19 protein-coding genes are annotated in these 20,435 nt (G+C 70.2%); 18 read left to right on the top strand and 1 reads right to left on the bottom strand.

What is annotated here, in order from left to right; translation table 11 throughout:
* Positions 1 to 3 precede the first annotated feature (3 nt).
* The 18 genes from ACZ45E_RS11795 (at position 4) to ACZ45E_RS11710 (ending at position 18,395) form a co-directional block, all read left to right on the top strand.
* On the top strand, positions 4 to 1,731 hold the full coding sequence (locus tag ACZ45E_RS11795; RefSeq protein WP_468219443.1) for an FAD-binding protein: 1,728 nt from the start codon (positions 4 to 6) through the stop codon (positions 1,729 to 1,731).
* Positions 1,732 to 1,806: 75 nt separating this feature from the next.
* The gene (locus ACZ45E_RS11790) at positions 1,807 to 2,241 is read left to right on the top strand and encodes a BON domain-containing protein (RefSeq protein ID WP_468219440.1); all 435 of its coding nucleotides are present in this window, start codon (positions 1,807 to 1,809) and stop codon (positions 2,239 to 2,241) included.
* A 259-nt stretch (positions 2,242 to 2,500) separates the two neighbouring features.
* Entirely contained in the window at positions 2,501 to 3,217 is a 717-nt protein-coding gene (locus tag ACZ45E_RS11785) for a GntR family transcriptional regulator (protein ID WP_468219438.1), read from the top strand.
* A 73-nt stretch (positions 3,218 to 3,290) separates the two neighbouring features.
* Positions 3,291 to 3,425: a hypothetical protein gene (locus ACZ45E_RS11780; RefSeq protein WP_468219435.1), complete on the top strand. Its 135-nt coding sequence runs from the start codon at positions 3,291 to 3,293 to the stop codon at positions 3,423 to 3,425.
* Positions 3,426 to 3,836: 411 nt separating this feature from the next.
* Positions 3,837 to 4,631, top strand: a complete 795-nt coding sequence (locus ACZ45E_RS11775) for an ABC transporter ATP-binding protein (RefSeq protein ID WP_468219432.1) — start codon at positions 3,837 to 3,839, stop codon at positions 4,629 to 4,631.
* 176 nt (positions 4,632 to 4,807) lie between these two features.
* Entirely contained in the window at positions 4,808 to 5,482 is a 675-nt protein-coding gene (locus tag ACZ45E_RS11770; protein ID WP_468219429.1) for an SRPBCC domain-containing protein, read from the top strand.
* Positions 5,479 to 6,339: an HpcH/HpaI aldolase family protein gene (locus ACZ45E_RS11765; protein ID WP_468219427.1), complete on the top strand. Its 861-nt coding sequence runs from the start codon at positions 5,479 to 5,481 to the stop codon at positions 6,337 to 6,339. The genes ACZ45E_RS11770 and ACZ45E_RS11765 overlap by 4 nt, the downstream gene beginning before the upstream one ends.
* 61 nt (positions 6,340 to 6,400) lie before the next feature.
* Positions 6,401 to 7,471 carry an amidohydrolase family protein gene (locus tag ACZ45E_RS11760; RefSeq protein ID WP_468219425.1) on the top strand — a complete coding sequence of 357 codons (1,071 nt, stop codon included), beginning with the start codon at positions 6,401 to 6,403 and terminating at the stop codon, positions 7,469 to 7,471.
* Positions 7,468 to 9,120, top strand: coding sequence for a thiamine pyrophosphate-binding protein (locus ACZ45E_RS11755; RefSeq protein ID WP_468219422.1), 1,653 nt, complete (start codon positions 7,468 to 7,470; stop codon positions 9,118 to 9,120). Before ACZ45E_RS11760 ends, ACZ45E_RS11755 begins: the two co-directional genes overlap by 4 nt.
* 5 nt (positions 9,121 to 9,125) lie before the next feature.
* Positions 9,126 to 10,037, top strand: coding sequence for a substrate-binding domain-containing protein (locus tag ACZ45E_RS11750; RefSeq protein ID WP_468219421.1), 912 nt, complete (start codon positions 9,126 to 9,128; stop codon positions 10,035 to 10,037).
* A 69-nt stretch (positions 10,038 to 10,106) separates the two neighbouring features.
* Entirely contained in the window at positions 10,107 to 11,270 is a 1,164-nt protein-coding gene (locus tag ACZ45E_RS11745) for a DUF3500 domain-containing protein (protein WP_468219418.1), read from the top strand.
* Positions 11,267 to 12,145, top strand: a complete 879-nt coding sequence (locus ACZ45E_RS11740; protein ID WP_468219416.1) for a hypothetical protein — start codon at positions 11,267 to 11,269, stop codon at positions 12,143 to 12,145. The genes ACZ45E_RS11745 and ACZ45E_RS11740 overlap by 4 nt, the downstream gene beginning before the upstream one ends.
* Positions 12,146 to 12,196: 51 nt before the next feature.
* Positions 12,197 to 13,180 (top strand): ABC transporter substrate-binding protein, encoded by a 984-nt coding sequence (locus ACZ45E_RS11735; RefSeq protein ID WP_468219414.1) that lies wholly within the window; start codon positions 12,197 to 12,199, stop codon positions 13,178 to 13,180.
* 49 nt (positions 13,181 to 13,229) lie between these two features.
* On the top strand, positions 13,230 to 14,087 hold the full coding sequence (locus tag ACZ45E_RS11730) for an amidohydrolase family protein (protein ID WP_468219413.1): 858 nt from the start codon (positions 13,230 to 13,232) through the stop codon (positions 14,085 to 14,087).
* A gap of 67 nt (positions 14,088 to 14,154) precedes the next feature.
* Positions 14,155 to 14,847: a GntR family transcriptional regulator gene (locus tag ACZ45E_RS11725; protein WP_468219410.1), complete on the top strand. Its 693-nt coding sequence runs from the start codon at positions 14,155 to 14,157 to the stop codon at positions 14,845 to 14,847.
* Positions 14,848 to 14,873: 26 nt separating this feature from the next.
* Complete coding sequence (locus ACZ45E_RS11720) at positions 14,874 to 16,466, top strand: carboxylesterase/lipase family protein (RefSeq protein WP_468219408.1); 1,593 nt, start codon at positions 14,874 to 14,876, stop codon at positions 16,464 to 16,466.
* A 14-nt stretch (positions 16,467 to 16,480) separates the two neighbouring features.
* Positions 16,481 to 17,515 (top strand): ABC transporter substrate-binding protein, encoded by a 1,035-nt coding sequence (locus ACZ45E_RS11715; protein WP_468219405.1) that lies wholly within the window; start codon positions 16,481 to 16,483, stop codon positions 17,513 to 17,515.
* Positions 17,516 to 17,546: 31 nt separating this feature from the next.
* Positions 17,547 to 18,395, top strand: a complete 849-nt coding sequence (locus ACZ45E_RS11710; RefSeq protein WP_468219403.1) for an ABC transporter permease — start codon at positions 17,547 to 17,549, stop codon at positions 18,393 to 18,395.
* Positions 18,396 to 18,479: 84 nt separating this feature from the next.
* Here ACZ45E_RS11710 and ACZ45E_RS11705 read toward each other — a convergent pair whose 3' ends face one another.
* Complete coding sequence (locus ACZ45E_RS11705; RefSeq protein ID WP_468219401.1) at positions 18,480 to 20,369, bottom strand: TolB family protein; 1,890 nt, start codon at positions 20,367 to 20,369, stop codon at positions 18,480 to 18,482.
* Positions 20,370 to 20,435 lie beyond the last annotated feature (66 nt).

Raw genomic sequence — 20,435 nt, 5'->3', positions numbered from 1 at the left:
CGCATGACGGACCGTTGGGACCACGAGACAGATCTGCTTGTCCTCGGCTCCGGCGCGGGTGGCCTCGGCGCGGCGGCCGTCGGTGCCCAGGAGGGCCTCGGCGTCCTTGTGCTGGAGAAGACCGAGTGGCTCGGCGGTACCACGGCCTACTCAGCCGGAACCGCCTGGATTCCGGGCCACCGTCGCCAACAGGATCCGGCGGCCGACACCGAAGCGGCCCGCAGCTACCTCGACACCCTGATCGGAGACCGTGCCCCCCGATCCCTGCGCGAAAGCTACCTCGCTCACGGACCCGAGACGCTCGATTACCTGGAGAAGCAGCTCGGCATGGGGTTCTGGCACTCCGAGGCCGCGGTCGACTATCACCCCGACATACCCGGCTACGGCGTCGGCCGCGCCCTGGAACCCCATACCTTCGACGGCCGCGCACTGGGCCGGGCCGGATTCGCCCGCATCCGGCTCCCCGTCCCGGAGTTCGCCCTTCTCCGCGGCACCCTCATGGTCCGCCGCTCCGAGGTCGACCAGCTGCTCAGAATCTACGACGGAGCACCGCGCGGCGTCCTCCTGGCCCTGCGCCTCGGCCTGCGCTGGGCGCGGGACCGGGCGGCCGGCTGGCCCCGCGGAACCCGCCTGACCATGGGTAACGCCCTCGTCGCACGGCTCTACCACGAACTCTTGCGCCGCCGCGGCGACATCTGGTTCACCGCCCGTGCCACTGAGCTCATCACCGACGCCTCGCACGCTGTGATCGGCGCGGTCGTCTCGTACCAGGGCCGCACCATCCACGTACGCGCCCGCAGAGGTGTCGTCCTGGCCACCGGCGGCTTCCCCGCCGCGGCCGAGCTGCGCACCGCTCATCTTCCCGCGCCCGCACCGCGGTTCACGCGGGCAGCCGAGAGCGCTACCGGCGACTCCTTCGCTCTCGCCCGCGCGGTAGGTGGCACGCTCGGCGCACCCGATGCCGACAACGCCCTCTGGTTCCCCAGCTCCACAGGCCGTCGCCGGGACGGTTCCACCGCTGTCTTCCCGCACATCTGGGACCGCGCCAAGCCCGGCATCATCGCCGTCGACGCGGCCGGCCGCCGCTTCACCGACGAGTCCGCCTCGTACCACCACTTCGTGCGGGCCATGTACAGCGGACATGCGTCCGTGCCCACGATCCCCGCGTGGCTGGTGACCGATGCCCGGGCACTGAAGAAGTACGGCCTCGGCATGGTCCGCCCGCACATCGGCCGACGCTCCCTCGAGCGACACATATCCTCGGGTTACCTGCGTACAGGGCACACACTGCGAGACCTCGCCGCGGCCGCCGGCATCGACGCCCAGGGTCTCCAGCACACGGTCGCCGAGAGCAACCGCGCCGCACGGACGGGCGTTGACGAGCTGTTCGGCAGAGGGGCGAGCCCCTACGGGCGTCAGTTCGGCGACCCCCACCATGCCCCGAACGTCAACCTCGGCCCGATCGAGAGGGGCCCCTTCTACGCGCTCGCGGTCGTCCCCACCCCGCTGGCCACCTCGCTGGGCCTGCGTACGAACGCGGAGGCGCAGGTCCTCGATGACGTCGACGCACCGATCTCGGGTCTCTACGCCTGCGGCAATGATGCCCATTCCATGGCGGCTTCGGAGTACCCCGGGGCAGGTTGCCAGATAGGTTCCGGTCTGGTCTTCGGCTACCTTGCCGCACGGCACGCGGCTCGCTCGCCCTCGACCTCGCCGGCGAAGCCGCAGTAGACACCGAGGTGGGTCACGTCCCCCGGCTTCGCTTCTGGTGATCGGGTGGGACGCCGACCGGGGTAGAGAGTCGGAATGACGACATACGCGTTTCGGCCCGAGGTCGGCCATCAGCTGGAAATTCCCTTGTCGAGCGAGCCGGTGAAGGCCGCGGCTCAGCTCAAGGGGCGTCTGGAAGAGCTGAAGCTGACGTATGACCATTTCCAGGTGAGTGTCGAGGGGGCCACGGTGACCGTGGCCGGTGACGCGGCCGTCCAGGAACAGAAGGAGAAGATTCTCCTGGCGCTGGGCAATGTCTTCGGAGTGGCCGAGGTCGAGGACCGGGTGAACTCCGGGCAGGAAGGGATCACTCCGCGTTTCGTCACTGTCCAGGAAGGCGAGACCCTCGACGACGTGGCCGAGCGTGTCTACCGGCACCCCGACGGCAGCCGCCTCCTGGCCGCCAACCGACCTCTCCTGACAGACGCACAGGCCGTGTACCCCGGCCTGGCCCTGCGGGCGCCCGCCTGAACAGCGGCTGCGGCCCGGCGGGACGACTCCACGTCTACGGGTACGTTCCTGCCATGTCCCTGCATCAAGTACGCCGCACCGCCCGTACACAGGATGACTCAATTGTTGAACAATCCAACTGCACAGCCGAAAGAAAACCTTGTGTGTGTGCGGCTATCACTGTTACATTCCCTGAACTTGTTCGACAAAGACTGTGACTTCCGCGAGGGGCTGGCGTGACCTGCCGATACCGCCATGAGCGGACGCATCCGTGGGCGGGATGAGTACGCCGGAGACCGGTGGGTCCGACTCCCCGGATTCCGTGGCGTCGAGCAGGTTCACGCAGGCATACCAGGACCTGCGCAACCTGATCGTCTCAGGTCACTTCCCGCCCAACGCCCGCCTCACGGAAGCGGAGTTGACGAGCCGGCTCGACGTCTCGCGGGGCACCGTACGGTCGGTCCTGGTACGGCTCGCGCAGGAGGGCTACGTCACCAGCGAGCCCAACCGAGGTGTGCGAACACGGGTGTTCACGATCGAGGAGGCGGCCGCCGTCCTCGAAGCGCGCGAGGTACTCGAATCGGCGCTGGCCGCGAAGGCCGCCATCCACGCGACCGAGTCGGAACTCGCCGAACTCACCGACATCTGCGGGCAGATGGGCGCCGCCGAGGACGCGCACGACGAAGCCGAGTACTCCCGTCTCAACAGACGTTTTCACCTGCACGTGCGGACCATGGCCCGCCAGCCCATCCTGTCCGGGTTCGTCGACGTCCTCGTCTACCCCTTGGTCATGCGACAGTTTCGCGACCTCACCCGCAGCCACCCGCGGGCGAGCTCGCTGAATGAGCACCGCGCCATCCTGGCGGCGCTGCTGACCCGCAACCCCGATGCCGCCGCGGCCACGATGCGGCACCATGTGGCCTCCGCCCGACGTGCGTTGCTGCTCAACACCCGGCCCGGCGACGAGGACGACGCCCCGGCCCGTGCGGCCGGTTGACCCTCGACCTCACGCACAGCGGAACCGCGCTCGGCATCGTCACCGGTGCCCGCTAGGGCTCGGCCTCACGAACGTGTCCGACAATCCCGCGCGGCAGAAGCTGATCGGCGAACTCGTCGAGCCGGACCGGCTCACCAACGCGATCGCGATCAACTCCACCTGCATCAACACGGCTGCGCACCGCGGAGATGTTCCCGGCCGAGCGTGAGGGGCGCGGGCAGAGGCTGCTCGGCCGCGCCTCCCGGTGGCGGCCCCAGCCGCGCGGAACCGGCCACTGATGTTCGGTACCCGGACACGTCTTCCAGGTCTCAACTGGCCTTTGTCCGACAGTCCTTGCTGGTCGTGGGCCCCCGTTCCTGTGAATAGCAGCTTCTTCCTGCACACTTCTTGTGCCGCCCTGGGGGTGGTGTTACGTTCCACTCGAAGGTTGTCGGACAATCTCAACGGCGTGAGCACTCGCCGGAGATTGCACCAGCAGAAGAAACCAGCCGCCTTCGATGCCCCTTCGCGTGCATCGGACGTACCACTGTCACTGCACCGCCACCCACGAACGCCGCCACAGTTGCGAGCGCACGGCCCCGCTTCAGCTTCCCGCTGGGAGGAGGCCGAGGAGACAGATATGTCGACCACACAGCGCGACTCCCACCCGGAGGCACTCCGTCTCGACGACGTCACCCTGCAGTTCCCCGGCACGCACCGGCCGGCGATCGAGGACGTGTCGTTCAAGGTCGATCGAGGCAGAGTCGTCGCCGTGATCGGGCCCAGCGGTTGCGGGAAGAGCACCATCCTCAACCTCGCCGCAGGACTGCTCACCCCCACCCAGGGACAGGTTCACTACGCCGGTGAACCGGTCACGACCGTCAACTCGGATGCGGCATACGTGACCCAGCAGTCACACCTGCTGCCCTGGTTGAGCGTCCGGGCCAACATCGGCCTCGCGCTCAAGTTCCGCAGGGTCGCCAAGGAGGAGCGCGAGGAGCGCATCGCCGACTGGGTGAAGCTCGTCGGCCTGACCGGCTTCGAGAACCACTTCCCCCGGGAGCTGTCGGGCGGCATGCAGAAGCGCTGCGCAATCGCACGGGCGCTGATCTACAACCCGTCCATCGTGCTGATGGACGAGCCGTTCGGGCCGCTCGACGCCATCACCCGGCTAGAACTGCAGCAGGAACTGCTCAACATCTGGCACGAGCAGAACGGGACCCTGATCTTCGTCACGCACGACCTCAACGAGGCCATCTACCTGGCCGACGAGGTCATCGTGATGTCCAAGGGGCCCGGCACGATCCGCCGCGTCATCCAGGTCCCCTTCGAGCGCCCGCGCCAGATCGGCTCGCTCGTCGAGTCGCCCGAGTTCGCGGAGCTCTACAACGACCTCTGGAGCCTGTTCGCCGCCGAGCGGAAGACCGCCGCGTAGCGCGGCCGAGGCCCCTCCCGGGCCGGCCCCCGTCACCGGAGCCCGCCGCCGTGGCTCCGTCACCACGTTGTCCCGCAGGTCGGGGCGTCATGCCCGCTGCTCCGGCATGTCCTCCCGTTCCGGCATGCCCTTCTCCGCCATGACGCGCACACCTGCCGCGAGTGAGGTTCACCGCTTTGATATCGATCACGGAAGAGATCTCCGTACCGAGTCCGCCCGACCGGGTCTGGGAGGTCGTCTCCGACCCCGCGGCCGTCGTCTCCTGCATCGGCGGCGCCGCGCTCGGGCCGTCGCACGACGACGGATCCTTCGACGGGACGCTGGCCATCAGATTCGGCGGCCTGCGCGTCACGTTCGCCGCCCGCGTCTCCCTCGACCTGGACGAACCCGCCCACGAGGGCCGCCTCAACGCCCGCGGCGCGGACGGCCAGGGCGCCACCAGGTTCAGTGCCGGCGCCACGTTCCGGGTCGTCGAGGGGGAGACTCCCGGCACCTCGCGTGTCTTCTGCGACGGAGAGATCAAGCTCAACGGCAAGCTCGCCAAACTGATCGAGTCGGGCGCCGGGATGGTGGTCTCCCGGATGACCAAGGAGTTCACCGGCCAGCTGGTCGAGAAGTGTGCTCCGCGACCGGCCGAACCGGTGACCGCGGTCTCCGCCGCACCGGACACGTCGACCTCCGGCGACACACAGACGGTTCGGCCCCGCCCGACCGGTCTCTTCGCCCGACTGCGCGCGTGGTGGACGGCTCGGCGCCCCGCCCGACAGGAGCAGTCGGCGCAAGTGACGCGGCCGGCGCCGCCCGCGAAGAACAGCTCCGACGAACCACTCGACCAGGGGGGCCGTCGATGACAACGTCCAGGTTCAACAAGGTGATCGACGCGCTGGCCGCGGGGGAGCACGTCCTCGCGACCTTCTCCGCCGCGGAACCGACCGCCGCGATCGAGCTGAGCACCTCGGACTACGACGCCGTCGTGTTCGAGATGGAGCACAAGCCCTGGGACATCAACGCGCTGAAGGACAGCTTCCAGTACCTGCTGAACAGGCGCCGCGTCTTCGAGGCCCAGAGCCTTGCCCCGGACGTCACCCCGCTCGTGCGGATCCCCGCCAACGGCGCGGAGAAGGCGCAATGGCACGCCAAACAAGCCCTCGACCTCGGGGCGTTCGGCATCATCTGGCCGCACATCTCCACGGTGGACGAGGCCCGCAACGCCGTCGCCGCCTGCCGCTACCCCCGGCTGCCCGACGCCCCGCTCCACGAGCCCGCCGGGCTGCGCGGCGACGGACCGCACGCGGCGACGCGCTACTGGGGTGTCTCCAACACCGAGTACTACACGAGGGCCGACGTGTGGCCGCTCGCCCCGGACGGAGAGATCCTCGTCGGTCTCATGATCGAGGACCAGCTCGGCATCCAGAACCTCCCCGACATCCTCGACCAGGTCCCGGGCATCGGACTGGTCCTGATCGGAGAGGGCGACATGAGCCAGGAACTCGGCTTTCCCCGCCAGTACGAGCACCCCCGTGTCCTGGAGTGCAAGCGGCGGATCCTCGGCATCTGCGCCGAACGCGGTGTCGCCGTGGGCCACCCGCACGTCACCGCCGACAACGTCAAGCAGGTCCTCGACGACGGCTACCGGTTCCTCATGTCGTCCCCGGTGCGCACCTACCCCGGCCTGCGCAAGGCCCGGGAGTTGACCGGCCGCGCGTGACGGGCCCCGCGCCCGCACCACGCGACCGCACCGCACCGCATCACATGTCTCGGAGCAACTCATGATCATCGACAGTCATGGCCACTTCACCACGGCGCCGCCCGCACTCGGCGCCTGGCGGGAGAGGCAGATCCGCGCCTACGAAGAGTCCGGCGCCCGGGTCTCACCCGACGAACTGCGCATCGGCGACGACGAGATCCGTACCGCCATCGAGAACGGTCAGCTGAAGCTGCAGACCGAGCGCGGCACCGACGTCACGCTCTTCTCGCCGGGCGCGGGGAAGATGGCCCACCACTACGGCGACGAACGCACCAGCCTCGACTGGTCGCGCGTCAGCAACGACTTGATCGCCCGCGTCTGCGCCCTCTTCCCCGAGAGGTTCGTCGGCGTGTGCCAGCTCCCGCAGTCCCCGGGCGACGCGCTGCCCGCCTCCGTGCGCAACTCGGTCGACGAACTGGAGCGCTGCGTCGCGGAGTCGGGCTTCGTCGGATGCCTGCTCAACCCGGACCCGTCCGACGGCTACTACCAGGCGCCGCCGCTCACCGACCGCGTCTATTACCCGCTCTACGAGAAGATGGTCGAGCTCGACGTCCCCGCGATGGTCCACGTCGCGATGTCGAGGAACCCGGCGCTCCAGGGCACCTGCGCCCACTACCTCGCAGGCGACACCGCCGCGTTCATGCAGCTGTGCGAGTCGGACCTGTTCACGGACTTCCCGACGCTGCGGCTGATCCTGCCGCACGGCGGCGGAGCCGTCCCGTACCACTGGGGCCGCTACCGCGGCATGATGCAGGACCGCGGTCGGCCGCCGCTGGAGGAGTCGATCCTGCGCAACGTCAGCTTCGACACCTGCGTGTACCACAAGCGCGGCATGGAACTGCTGCTGGACATCATCCCCGCGGCCAACGTGCTGTTCGCCTCGGAGATGATCGGCGCCGTCCGCAGCGTGGACCCGGAGACCGGGCGGCGGTTCGACGACACCAAATACACCCTCGACTCCATCGAGAGCCTGAGCGATGCCGACCGGCAGGCGATCTACGGAGGCAACGCCCTGCGGGTCTTCCGACGGCTCGAAGGCGTCCTGAAGTCGCGGGCGACAACCGCGGCGAACGTGAAGGAGCTCCAGAAGTGAAGGTCTACGAAGCACTCGCCGAGGCATTCGTCCGGGAGGGCACCAGCGACGTCTTCGGCATGATGGGCGACGCCAACATGCACTGGATGGCAGCGCTCGCCGATCGCGGGGTGCGCCTCTACGAGGTGCGCCACGAGGGTTCGGGACTCGGTATGGCCGACGGCTGGGCCCGCGGCGCCGGGCAGCCGGGTGTGGTCACCACCACCAGCGGCCCCGGCGTCTCGCAGCTGGCCACCTCGATGATCGTCGCGAGCCGCGCGGGCACCCCGCTGGTCGCGTTCTGCGGGGAGACCGCGCTGGGCGACGAGAGCGCGACCCAGTACCTCGACCAACGCCGCTTCGCCGCCGCCATCGAGTGCGACTTCCTCCACGTGACCCGGCCGGAGAACGCCCAGGAGGCCGTGCGTCAGGCCTTCTACCTGGCACGGACCGAGTCCAAGCCCGTCATGATCAGTGCCCCGTTCGACGTCCAGGTCGCCGAACTCGACGACTACGACGAGGACTACACACCCTCCACCGCCCTGATCGAGAAGTCCCGGCTGCTGCCGGACCCGGCCAAGGTCCAGGCCGCCTGCGATGTGATCCAGGACGCCAAGCGGGTGGTGATCATCGCCGGCCGCGGCGCCCGCAAGTCGGACTCCGGTGAGCAGATCCTCACTCTTCAGGAGCGCACCGGCGCCCTGCTGGCCACCACGCTCCAGGCGAAGAACTGGCTGTGCGACCGCACCGACTTCCACGTCGGTCTCTCCGGCCTGTTCGGCGACAAGGTCTCGATGGAGCTGCTCCAGGAGGCCGACTGCGTGGTCGCGGTGGGCGCCAGCCTGAACCACTACACCATCGAGAGCGGCTACCTCTATCCGGAAGCCAAGTACATCCAGATCGACACGGCCCCGCACCTGGTGATGGGCAACGGCAGGGGCGCGGACTGCTACCTCCAGGCCGATGCGGTCACCGCGCTCACCGAGCTGGCCCAGGAGCTGGAGAGGCGCTCCGTGCGCATCGAGGGTTTCCACACCGACCAGGTCAGGCAGCACCTGACCGGCCGCGTCCAGCAGCCCGCGTACGTGCACGAACCCGGACGGCTCGACCCGCGCGAGGCGATCTGGATCCTCGACCACGAACTCCCCGGCGAGATGGGCCTGGTCCTGGGCAGCGGCCACCAGACCGACTTCGGCACCATGCTCTTCCAGCGCTCCCGCGAGGTGCTCTCCAACTACGGCATGTTCGGCGCGATCGGCCAAGCCCCGCTGATCGCCATGGGCCAGATGGTCGCGCAGGGCAACAAGCCCGGGTTCGTGGTCGAGGGCGACGCCAGCTTCCTCATGCACCTCTCCGAGTTCGAGACGGCGTGCCGCTACGACATCCCGCTCCTCGTCGTCGTCATGAACGACCAGGGTCTCGGCGCCGAGTACCACAAGGCGAGGGCCAAGGGCCTCGACCCGGACCTCGCCACCATCTCCACCCCCGAACTGGGCACGGTCGCCCAGGCGTTGGGCGGCGGCGGAGCCACGGTCCGCACCGTGCAGGAGCTGCGGAACGCGCTGGCCGAGTACGTCCGCAGCCCCCGGCCCACCGTCATCGACGTCCGCATCACACGTGAGGTGCTGAGCACTCCGTACCGGCGCATCCAGTACGGCGAGGACGTGTGAGCGACATGAGCGCGACACACCTACCGACACCGCTGACCGTGCTGCTGGGCAACCACGCGCACACCCGGCCGCTGAAGGACGGCACTGTCCCCGTGGACGGGGTGGACTGCCGCTTCCTGGAGTCCGCCCCGCTGCCGCCGGCCTTCGCGCGGATGGTCCGTCACCTGGCCTACGACATCTGCGAGCTGCCGATGGCCACGTATCTCCAGGCCCGGGAGGCAGGTGTCCCGGTGACGCTGCTGCCCGTGGTGCTGGTGGGCGGTACCCACCACCGCTCGCTGACCCGGCTGCCCGAAGGTCCGGAGGTCAGCCCCGCCGACCTCGTCGGCCGGCGCGTGGGCGTGCGCTCGTACGGCCAGACCACCGGCCTGTGGGTGCGCGGCTGGCTGCGGGAGGAGTACCGGGTCGAAGCGTCGGACGTCACCTGGGTGACCACCGAGGACGCCCATGTCGCCGAGTACGTCGACCCGCTCAACGTGGAGCGCTCGCGGGCCGGGCGGGTCGTGGACCTGTTGCGTTCCCGCGACGTCACCGCCGCGGTGCTCGGCCCGAAGGCGATCGGCGGGCAGGGCGCGGGCCTCGTCCCGCTCGTGGCCGACGCCGAGAAAGCCGGTCTCGCGTGGACCGAGCGGCACGGCACGATCCCGGCCAACCATCTGCTGGTGGTGCGCGACGACGTGCTGCGCGCGAACCCGGACGCCGTGCGCGCCTTCCACCAGGCGCTCAAGCAGTCGATCGCGGCGACCGCGGGGGAGCGCGACGGCTCGCCCGCCGGGCGTGCGGTCGCGGCCGGGTGGAGCACGGCGCTGACCGCCTGCCTGGAGATCGCCGGACGGTACGCCGGAGAGCAGGGCCTCATCGCGGGGCCGGTGGATGTCGCCGCGATCGAGCGGCGGACGGCCTTCCTCGACGGATGAACAAGCGGACAACCGGGTGCGCCGCAGGCCGGTCGCGCCCGTGACGGGACATCGAGAGGAGGAGCAGCGATGAGAGAGCCGGTAGGGCTGCGCAAGCGGGGCAACCCGCCCACCCGCAAGCCGGAGACCTGGACGCCGGACCTGCTCGAGAAGGTCGCCTGGCGTGTGCAGGCGGCGAACGAGCCGTTCCGCGGAGTGACCACGCCGGAGGGTGTGCGCCCGGGACTGTTCCCGCTGCGCTCGACCGGCGCGGACGTCCGCCCGGTGTACAGGGCGGCGGAGGAGTACCTGGCCGGGCTCACGGAGAAGCAGCTGGCCGAGGGCCGCTTCCCGATGGACGACGTGAGCTGGCGGCACTGGAACAACGGCGCCCGGTACTTCCTGCGCCACGGCATCTGCCTGGAGGAGTTCGACGACGCGGGGCGGCAGCGGGCCCTGGCCGTCATCGCGGCGAGCCTGAGCGCCGACGGCTACCGGCAGATGGTCGACCTGATGCGGCTCAACCTCACCATCGGCGAGCTGAGCGACAACACGTACGGACTCAACGAATGGCTGTACTGGTTCTCCCTGTACGGGGAGCCGGAGAGCGGCGGCCCGTGGGGCTGGCAGCTCGACGGCCACCACGTCAACATCAACTGCGTCTACGTCGGCGACCAGATGGTCCTCACCCCCACCTTCCTCGGTGCCGAACCGGTGATCGCCGGGTCCGGCACGTACGCGGGGACGGTCGCCTTCCGGGGCGAGGAGGCGCTCGGGCACGAGCTGTTCACTCAGCTCGACGGCGGGCAGCGGGAGCGGGCCGTCATCGCGGAGACACTGCCGGCGGAGCTGTTCGCCGGCGCCTTCCGGGACAACCTCGAACTCGACCACCAAGGGCTGCGACTGAGCGACCTGGCCCCCGGACAGCGCTCCACCGCGCTGCGACTCCTCGGCCTGTACGTGAACCGGGCCGGGGACCCCCACGCCCGGGCGCGCATGGACGAGGTGCTGGCCCATGAGGGCGACACGCGCTTCGGGTGGGCCGGCGACCCCGACGGCACCTTCTACTACCGCTTCCACAGCCCGGTCATTCTCGTCGAGTTCGAGCACATGGCCGGCGTGCTCTTCGACAACGACTATCCCTCGCGCCGGCACATCCACACCGTCGTTCGCACGCCCAACGGCAACGACTTCGGGATCGACCTGCTGCGGCAGCACCACGAACGGCACCACAAGCAAGGAGAAACGCGATGAGGTTGGTTCTCGGCCGCGACGATCTCGCGGCGGCCGCGCTGTCGGCGGCCCGCGAGGCGGGAGCGGAGCCGGAGCGGGTCGGCGTCACCCCGGTGCACAAGGCCTCCAGCGGCTTCGTGAACCGCTTCGACGCCGACCTGTGCGAACTGGCGATCGTGACGGTGCTGCAGGCCGTCGCCCACGGCAGACCGGTCCTCCTGCTGCCGGTCACCACGCTCGGCCGCCACCAGCACCAGACCCTGGTCACCCTCGGCGAGCTGTCGGTCGCCGACGTGGAGGGGCACAGCGTCGGAGTCCGCGCCTGGAGCCAGACCACCGGCGTGTGGGTACGCGGGTTCCTCACCGAGCAGTACGGGATCGATCTGCGCAAGGCCGACTGGACGACCTACGAGGGACATCACGTCGAGGGCGCCGAGGACCCGTCCTGGGTCACGCGCGCGCCGCAGGGGAGCAGACTGCCCGCGGACTTCCTCGACGGCCGGGTCGACTTCGGGATCATGGGCAACGAACTGCCCGCCGACGACCGCATCCGCACCGCCGTCGTCGGCGCCCGCGAGGCCGCCGAACAGTGGTCGAGGGACCAGGGGTTCATCCCGGTCAACCACGTGGTCGGCCTCTCCGAGGCGGCCGCCGCCGAGCACCCCGCCGCCGTCCTCGCCGCGTACGACGCGATGCGCGCGGTGCTCGCCGCGAAGGAGGAGGGCGGCCCGGTCGCCCTGCATCCGGTCGGTTTCGAGGCACTGCGCGGTGCGTTCACCAAGGCCGCCGCCTACGCGCTGGAACAGGACGTGATCCCACGCGCCGTGGACTACGACGAGCTGGTCGAGCGGACCTGCGCCGCGCTGGGCGTCACAGCGGAGCGCCTCGGCGGCTGAGACCGCATCACGGACCGCCACACCGGATACAGAGAAAAGCGAAGGACAGGCATGGACAAGCTCACTGTGGTCGTCGGAGAGTTCCCGCACGCGCGCCCGCTGCTGGACGGCGACGTCGGCATGGACGGCTACGCCGTCGATCCGGTGGAGGTCAAGCCGGTCATCGGCGCCTACCGGCGGATGATCCGGGACCTGGAGTTCGACGTCTGCGAACTGGCGCCGGTCTCCTACCTGATGGCGCGCCAGGCGGGGATACCTCTCACCGCCGTACCGGTCTTCCTCAACCGCCGTTTCCACCACGGCGACGTGCAGTGCGCCGCGGACTCCGGCATCCGCGTCCCGCGCGACCTGGAGGGACGCCGCGTCGGCGTGCGCGCCTACTCGGTGAGCACCGGTGTCTGGGTGCGGGGCGTGCTCCGTGACGAGTACGGCGTGGACATCGACAAGATCACCTGGGTCGTGGACGACGAAGACCACATCGAGGGCCGCGCCCCGGCCAACGTCGAGCGGGTCACCGACGGCCGCTCCCTCGGTGAGCTGCTGCGCGCCGGCGAGATCGACGCCGCGCTCACCGGCAACGCCGGAACCGGCCGGGCGGGCGCGCCCCAGGCCGGCTGGACAGCGGCGGCCGACCCGGAGCCGGCCGGCGACGCGGGCCCCTACCCGCTCTTCCCCGAGGCCGGCACGCTCGCCGTGGACCACCACCTGCGGACCGGCGTCTACCCGCTGCACTCGCTGATCTCGGTCCGCTCCGAGCTCGTCGAAGGCGACCCGGCCCTGCCCGGCAAGCTGTACGCGGCCTTCGCCAGGAGCAAGCGCCGCCACCTCGCCGACCGGCCCGACTGGGCGGCGGTGCCCCGCCTGGCCCGCCAGGGGCGCGCCATCGGCGCCGACCCCGTCCCGTACGGCATCGCGGCCAACGAGCCGAGCCTGCGCGCGATGGTGCGGTTCGCCCGGCACCAGGGGCTGCTGGACACGGACTTCCCCGACGACCCGCACGCGCTGTTCGCCGCGGGCGACTACCCGGACGCCTGAACCCCGGCCGGCCGCACCGCACACACCGAAGAACCAGGGAGCACACACCGTGGACGTCGTCGACGCACACTGCCACATCATCTCCGAAGACCCGACCGCCTACCCCAAGGCCCCGATCGGGGGCAAGCAGTCGGCCTGGGCCGCAACCCGGCCCGTGACCGCCGAAGGCATGGTCGCCCGCATGGACGAGACCGGCATCGACCAGGCCGTCCTCGTCCAGGCCACCACGAACTACGGCTACGACAACTCCTACGTCCTCGACAGCGGACGGCGGTGGCCGCAGCGGTTCGTCGCCGTCGGCACCGTCGACCCGCTGCGTCCGGACGCCGCCGCGAACCTCAAGGTCGCGGCCGGCGAGGGCGGCCTCGCCGGCGTGCGGCTGTTCACCAGCGGCAGCACGGTGCCCACGCAGGGCGAATGGTTCGTCGCCCCGGAGACGTTCCCCTTCTGGGAGCAGGCCGGGGAGCTGGGCCTGCCGGTCTGCCTCCAGATGCGGCTGGGCCCGGCCACCAGGCAACTGGTCGAACTCCTGGAGCGGTTCCCAGGCGTCACCGTCCTCCTCGACCACATCGGCTACCCCGACATCGCCGCCTCGCCCGCCGCAGCCGGAACCGAGGTCGCGGCGCTCGCCGCCCACCCGGGCCTGCACCTCAAGCTCACCCACCGCAACCTCGAACGGCTCCAGGACGCCGGGGAGCGGGCCGGTGACTTCCTCGGACCGGTCGTCGAGGCGTTCGGCGCTCAGCGGATCGCGTGGGGCTCGAACTGTCCGGCCGCCGAACAATCCCTGCCCGACCTGCTCGCCCTCGCTCAGGAAGTCCTCGCGGGGCTGCCCGAACACGACCGGGAGGCGATCTTCGCGGGCACCGCCCGGCGCCTGTACCCCTCCCTGGGGCACAGGAGCTGACCTGCCATGCCGTCAGTTACTGTTCCCGCCTCGATTTCCCTCAGCACGGACGACGAAGGCGGTCAAGGTGGACAGCGACAGTATCGGTGCCGCACACGGGACGAAGGCGACGGGCACCCGCTACAGCCATGCCTACGAAGGGCTGCGCTCCCTGCTGCTGTCCGGGAGCATCGCGCCCGGCACACGACTGACCGAAGCGGACCTCACGCGCATGTTCGACGTGTCGCGGAGCACCATGCGCACCGCGCTGGCGCGGCTGACCCAGGAGGGCTACGTCACCAGCGAGGTCAATCGCGGGGTGCGCACCCGGAGCTTCACCGCCGAGGAGGCGGCGGACATCCTGGAGGCCCGGGAGATCCTGGAGGCAGCGCTCGCGGGCAAGGCGGCGGAACGCGCCACGGCCGCGGAGATCGAGGAGCTGCGCGTCACCGTCCACGAGATGGAGGAAGCGCAGTCACGCGGCGACCAGGACGCCTACTCGCGGTGCAACCGGCGCTACCACCAGCAGATCAAGCTGGCCGCGCACCAGCAGACGCTGGCCCGCGCCTACGACACCCTGCTCTACCCGCTGGTGATGCGGCAGTACCGCAACCTGTCCGCACAGCACCCGAGGACCGGCTCGCTGGAGGAGCACCAGGCCATCTTCCTCGCCGTCGTCACCCGCAACCCCGACGCGGCCAACGCCGCGATGCGCCATCACGTCGGCTCCGCCCGCCGGGCGCTGCTGCTCGACAAGTCCCCACTGCCGCCCGTCAGCTGACGGGCGGCCGGGGCGGAGAGGACCGAATGGGCCGCCCCACAGCGGACACCGAAGCAGGACCCGTCGAAGGCGTCGCCTGCCGGGACCGCGCCGTCACCGTCTTCCGCGGCATCCCCTACGCCGCACCGCCCGTCGGCGACCTGCGCTGGCGGGCACCGCGGCCGCCGGCGCGCTGGGAGGGGGTCCGGCAGGCCGACCGGTTCGGGCCCATGTGCCCGCAGACACCGACCGAGGCCGCCGCCACCGGCGTCGACGTGCCGATGAGCGAGGACTGCCTCAACCTGAACGTCTGGACGGGCTCGGACCACCGCGGGGAGCGGCGCCCGGTCCTCGTCTGGATCTACGGCGGCGGCTTCCGCGAAGGCACGGGGGCACACCCCCGGTACGACGGCGAGCACCTGGCCCGCCGCGGCCTGACCGTGGTCACCTTCAACTACCGCCTCGGCGCCCTCGGCTTCCTCGCCACACCGGAGCTGAGCGGAGAGTCGGGGGAGGACTCCAGCGGCAACTACGGGCTGCTCGACTGCGTGGCCGCACTGCGCTGGGTGCGCGACAACATCGCGCACTTCGGCGGCGACCCGGACCGCGTCACCATCGCGGGCCAGTCGGCGGGCGCCGGCACGGTCAACTTCCTCGCCATGTCCCCGCTCGCCAATGGCCTCTTCCACCGGGCGATCGCGCAGAGCCACGCCCGCTACGCACGCGACCCGGAGTTGCGCTACCTGTCGACGTCCTACCGCTTGCCGGCCGACGCCGAGAGCGCGGGGAACCGTTACATGCGGGAGCACGGCGCCCGCAACATCCGGGAACTGCGGGCGCTGCACTGGCACAAGCTGATCGACGGCCACCAGCCGGTCGACTCCGGTGTCGAGACCGGCGGCCCGGCGGGTCCCCCGCTGTTTCGCCCCGTCGTCGACGGACGGGTGATCCCCGCGGGCTACGACACCACGTACACCAAGGGTCTGCAGAACGACGTCGACTACCTCACCGGGGGCAACCTCGACGAGAGCGGCGCGATCCCCGAGATCCTCGTCGCCGCAGTGCGCGGCGGGGGCCGCACCGTCCGGCCGGGCTCACCCCCGGTCCATGTCACGCTCGACCAGCACCGCACCGCGGCACGGCGCAAGTTCGGGCCGCTGGCCGAGGAGTACCTGCGGCTCTACCCGGCGGCCACGGACGACGAGGCGGCCCGGGCGAGCAGCGCCGCGGCACGCGACAACTCCCGGCTCTCCACGTACCTGTGGGGCGTCGACTGGAGCCGCCACACCACCCGCGGCGTGCACACGTACTTCTGGACCCACCGCCCCACCGCGCGGGAGTCCGCGCCGCGCGGCGCCTGCCACGGATCCGAGATCGACTACATCTTCGGCAATCCCGTGGGCGGCACCGGTTCCTGGAGCGACAAGGACCACGAGGTCGCCCGCACGCTCGGCTGCTACTGGACCAACTTCGCCGCCACCGGCGACCCCAACGGCCCCGGCCTGCCCCACTGGCCCGCGTTCGCACCGGACGAGGGCTCCGTCATGGAGCTCGGTGCGCGCTTCGGCCCCCTGCATGTCGCGGACCCGGTCCGCACCGACTTCTGGCTCCGCTTCTTCCGTACGCAACAGGCCTGGTGAACAAAGGAGTTCCCATGCGACACCGCACCACTGCACGAACCCTCGCCCTGACGTCGGCCGCACTGCTCGGCGCCACCCTGCTCGCCGCCTGCGGCGGCCAGGGGGAGGCCGAGGTCGGCGCCGACGGCAAGACCACCGTCTCGGTGGGCGTCAGCGGCAACGTCTTCGACCTGTCGATCCGCGTGGCGGAGGAGAACGGCTACTTCGACCGGCACGACATCAAGATCAAGTACGTGACGCTGAACGCCTCGACGGGCACATCGGCCCTGCAGTCGGGTTCGGTGCAGGTGCTCAACTCCAGCCCGACCAGCTTCCTGGCCGCCCTCTCCAAAGGGCTTCCGGAGATATCGATCGGCACGAACGGAGGCGGCAATCCGCTCGGCGTCGTCGTCAGCGACGAGTTCGCCGAGAAGCACCATCTGACCTCCGACACCCCGGCGGCCGAGGTGGCCCGGGCGCTGGCCGGTTCGACGGCCGGCGCCAGCTCCGCCAACACCAAGGCCGAGGCGGGCATCTTCCTCAAGGCCCACGGCGTCGACCCTGCCGAGTTGAAGTGGGTGTCGCTGCCCAACCCGGCCGCCGACAAGGCCGCCCTGGCCAAGGGCGAGGTCGACTGGTTCATCACCTCCGAGCCGATCCCGCTGCAGGTGCAGCACGAGGGGGACGGCGTGGTGGTCGCCGATCCGCTGAAGGTGCCGCAGTGGTCCTCCGCGGACGCCGGATACGGCCAGGCCGTCGTGGTGCAGAAGAGCTTCGCCAAGGCCAACACCGCCACGGTGAAGGGGTTCGCCGCCGCCGTCCAGCAGGGGACTGCCTACCTGGCCACGCACAAGTCCGACGACAAGGCGGTTCTCGCGGCGGCCCGCAAGACACTGCCGGGCGTGCCCGACTCGGTGCTGAGCGCCGCCGTCGCCCAGGTCGACTGGCCCAGGAGCGCCGCGCAGTCCGCCGCCGGCTGGAAGAGGACGACCGCGTTCGTCAAGGAGATCGGCGCGGTCGAGGACCCGGCCGTCACTGCCGCCGACTGGACCAACACCTACCTGCCGTGACCCGGCCGACCCCGATCGCAAGGAGCAGACCATGGCAACCGTCACCGGCAAGGCCGTGACCGAAACGGACACCGCGACACCACCCGCGAGGAGGACCGGCACCCGCCGGACCGGCACCGGCACCGTCATCGCGCTACGCCTCCTGGTCATCGCGGTCGCCCTCGTCCTGTGGCAGGTGATGAGCGGCACCGTCGTGCCCGAGTACGCGGTCAGCAAGCCCACCGACGTGTTCGACGCGCTCACCGGGATGCTCGGATCCGAGACCGGCTGGACCAACATCAAGGTGACCACGGTCGAGGTACTGGCCGGCTTCGGCCTCGGCGTCGCCGCGGGCACCGTGATGGGCCTGGTCCTCGGCTCGTTCCCGCTCCTGGGCCGGGTCCTCGAACCGTTGGTGGCCGCCCTGAACGGCATCCCGAAGATCGCACTCGCCCCACTCTTCCTCCTGTTCTTCGGCATCGGCCAGTGGTCGAAGATCACCATCGCGATGACCGGTGTCGCCTTCGTGGTCTTCTACAACATCTATCTCGGTCTGCGGCTGCGGGAACGCGAACTCGTCGAGGTCGTCCAGGTGATGGGCGGCCGCAAGCACCACGTCCTGGGCTATGTGACGATCCCGACGCTCGCCGCGCCGTTCTTCGCCGCACTGAAGACGGGCGGCCCGCTGGCCATCCTGGGTGTCATCGGCGGCGAGTTCATCGCTTCCTCGGAGGGGGTCGGCCACGAACTGTTCACCGCCGCCCAGAACCTCGACGCGGCCGGCGAGTTCGCCGGACTGATCGTCCTCGTCGCGCTCACTCTCACCCTCAACGGCGTCCTGACAGCGCTCGACACCTACGCCCTCAAACGGCTCGGTCTGGCGGCCCGCCGCCGGCCGTGATCCGCCGCGCACCACGTCTCGCACCGACGAAGGGGCGCCCTCCCGGTCATCCGGTCAGGGCGCCCCCTCGTCGGTGCCGGGCACTCAGCGCGTGAGCACGTCCTGCGTCAGGTAGAGCGGCATCGAGTCCTCCCACTGACTGTCGGTCAGCATCCGCTTGTCGGAGCCGTCCGCCTTCATGCTGAAGATCTGCCCGTAGGGCTGGAACGTGTCGTCGTACAGCGCCGCCTCCTCACGGAAGCCGTACATGCCGCTGCTGTACAGAATGCGGCCGTCGGGGTTCCAGACCGCGTGTCCGTCGTTGGCGCCGCTGCTGGTGAGGACCTTGAGCCCGGTCCCGTCCGGCCTGATGGTGCAGACGTCGAAGTTGGTGGCGCTCGTCCTGCGGGTGAAGAGGATGAGCTTGCCGTCCTTCGACCAGTCGGGCAGGTTGTCCGGCTCGGTGGTCAGCACCGTGGTGGCACCGGTCCTGAGGTCGAGGACGCGCAGCCCCGACTCCTGCCCCCACACGCGGTAGACCAGGCGGTTGCCGTCCTGCGAGTAGCTGGGGAAGCCGGCGTTGACGGTGCCGTCCGTCAGCACCTGGTGCGAGCTCCCGTCACTGGGCACCCGCACCAGCACGGCATTGCTCGTCGCACGCTCCTGGAACCAGCCGCCCAAACCGAACGCGAGCCACTTGCCGTCCGGCGACCAGGCCGGCCGGAACGCTCCGGCCAGCCCCTTCGCGACCAGGACCGGGTCGAGCCCCGACGTGGCACTGTCGAAGACGACCTTCTGGTCCGAACCGTCGGGCCGCATGGTGACGATCGAGGAGTTCCCGAGCTGCTTGCTGGTGAGGGCGAGGCGCCCGGTGCTCGCCAGCACGGGGAACACGTCGCAGAAGCGGTACTCCCAGTCCGGGTCCCAGCTGTAGAGCGGCGCGTCGAGGGCGCGCGTGGTGTGGTCGAGCTTCTCGTAGATGACCGACGTCCCGTCGGGCGACCAGACCGGGGAGCGCAGGGCGCGCTTCACCGAGGGCAGCGTGCCCGACACATAGGCGAGGCCCTCATCGGTACCGCCCTTGACGAGGTAGCCGATCTCCGTGTCGTTCACATACTGCGGTGCGACCTTCAGATGCGCTCCCGACGTGTGCTCGATACGTGTGCCGCTCGCGACGTCCACCGAGACGATCTGGGACTCCACTGTCCCGATGGCCTCGGGTCGGTGCGCCCCCCAGGTACCCTCCACCGTGATCTCGTAGAAGACGATCCGGGAGCCGTCCGGGGACCACTTCGGTGAGCCGAGGCAGTACCCGTCCCGTGCGGCGACCTGACGGAATCCGGAGCCGTCGGGCCGGATGACGTAGATGGCCAGTTCTTGCGTGTGTTCCCAGCCCAGGCCGTTGTTGTGCCCCCGCCAGGACGTGTTGCGGTCGCTGGAGAAGGCGATCCACCGGCCGTCCGGTGACCAGGCCGGGCGGAAGTGGCCGTCGGGGCCGGCAGGGTCTCCGGCGAGGGCCGCGGAGCCGGTCAGGTTGGTGAGCTTCTTCGTGTGCGTGTCCAGCAGCCATATGTGGGTCCGGTGGTCCCCGCTCGTGGAAACGAAGGCCACTTTCGTGCCGTCGGGCGAGGGGACGGCCCAGTCGTTCATGGCGGAGCTGACGACCAGGGGCTTCACCCCTGATCCGTCGATGCCCGCGAGGTAGAGGCAGGAGTTGCCGTCGCCCCTCCGTTCGGAGGTGAAGTACACGCCGGTGCCGTCGGCGGAGAACCCGGCGTGGTATTCGAAAGCGGCGTCCTTGAGCAGCTTGCGCTCGTTCTTGCCGTCGGCGTCGCTGATGTACAGGGTCGAGGAGGAGGGCCCGATCCGGTTCATCAACAGCACGCCCTTCTTGCCCGAGGCGGCCGCGGCCACGGTGAACGGCGTGGGCAGCAGAGCCGCGCCGGCGGCGGCCGCGGAGGCGAGGAATGCTCGGCGCTTCATGTCAGGGGACATGGCGGGTGGAGTCCTTTCGAGGGGCCAGGGGTTCAAGGAGCCGGGGAGCCGGGGGCCAGGAGGCCG

It is taken from the genome of Streptomyces sp. NPDC030991, from assembly GCF_055571235.1.
The sequence above is the reverse complement of the archived record's forward strand: the minus strand, read 5'-3'. Positions and strand labels throughout refer to the sequence as shown.